Annotated in this window: 2 protein-coding genes; both read right to left on the reverse strand. The window is 40.0% G+C overall.

Going from position 1 to position 1288, the window contains the following annotated elements:
* Nucleotides 1-114: 114 nt before the first annotated feature.
* On the reverse strand, nt 115-414 hold the full coding sequence (locus tag JQM82_RS15685; RefSeq protein ID WP_235251352.1) for a UPF0489 family protein: 300 nt from the start codon (nt 412-414) through the stop codon (nt 115-117).
* Between the two features lie 141 nt (nt 415-555).
* Nucleotides 556-1089, reverse strand: coding sequence for a beta-1,6-N-acetylglucosaminyltransferase (locus JQM82_RS15690; protein ID WP_235251354.1), 534 nt, complete (start codon nt 1087-1089; stop codon nt 556-558).
* Between the last annotated feature and the right edge of the window lie 199 nt (nt 1090-1288).

Genomic DNA, 1288 nt, shown 5'->3' on the forward strand with positions numbered 1-1288 from the left:
ATAAGATACCTCCCATAAATAAAGTAAAACGCTTGCTCTTTAGCAAAGATTAGAGCAAAGTGCTTGCTTATAATTATGGCACAGAAATGCGAAGCTAGGAATGCGCATAGAAGATTAGGCGCTTACCATGTTTTTTACAATATGCTCAAATGCTTCCCAGCCGCCGCATCCCAGATCCCCATGTGAATCTACATGCACCACTTCAAAAGGAGCCTGCAATTTCCCGCATGCAATCAATTCCTGCCAAAAGTACAAAGCTTCGTTGTGTCCCTTGACAATTCTTCCTGGGATTTTATTCTTCTTCGACAGCCCCAGATTCTTCTCCAAAAATGTCCGGACTCGCTCTTCCGAGAAAACACCTTTCCCATACACTTCTTCATCCAATCGCTCTTCACAATCTTCCGGAATGTCCACTGCCGGTGTTTCTGAAAAAAAAATCCATGTCCAAATCTAATACTTTCATTCTCTATATTCCGCTAATTTGTCCTTTTCAGATCTTGTTTCATCTTTCGTTTTATTTCCCTGATCAGATAGCCAGTCACCAGTTGCTTCACCCTATGATCTCCAGGTGTTATATACTTTCTCAATTACTTCCGAATCTCTGGACATATCAAACTTCCGCGCCCAGAAATATGGACACTGTTCAATCATTTCCCAGTCTTCCATAGTGAAAGTGTGCGGTGATGCACCTTCCGCTCGTTCTCTGTCAATCAGACGCATATGTCCTCCCAGACTCCGATCCGGATGTTCATCAAAAAAACGATGAATCTCTTCCGTATGCTTAATCTGTAAATCCACCCCAGAAAGAAGGTGGAAATAACAATACGTTTCGCCTGACGAAAGCGCAGCTTCCATCAAATCCAACTCACACTCAACCAGACTGGAATGTCCCCAATGCAAACGCTTTCTCGAAATAAATGTAATACGGCTATGATGACAAAGCTGCTTAAAATGTTCCTCGTCAAAAAAGCCACTTTTCCGGTCAATGTGGATATAGATATCATTTCGCTCATGATCCAGCATGATAAGTAATTTTTCCAGAATATCAAACTGATTGTGCGCCATAATTAGGATTGCGTATTTATCCATATATATACTCTCCAAAAGTCTTCCTGTTTATTGTCTTTAATTTACTAATATAGCTTCAACAATTATCCCATTTCTCCCTGTCCTAGTCTAATACATCATAAGCGAAAATTTGAGCATCAAAACATATATTAAACAACTTTTTATCCACTGATTCCAACTTCCATATAGAATCCCCTCTTTAATAGCTACTAAATCAGTG

It is taken from the genome of Faecalicatena contorta (genome assembly GCF_021531995.1).
GTDB classification, from domain to species: Bacteria; Bacillota; Clostridia; order Lachnospirales; family Lachnospiraceae; genus Dorea_A; species Dorea_A contorta_A.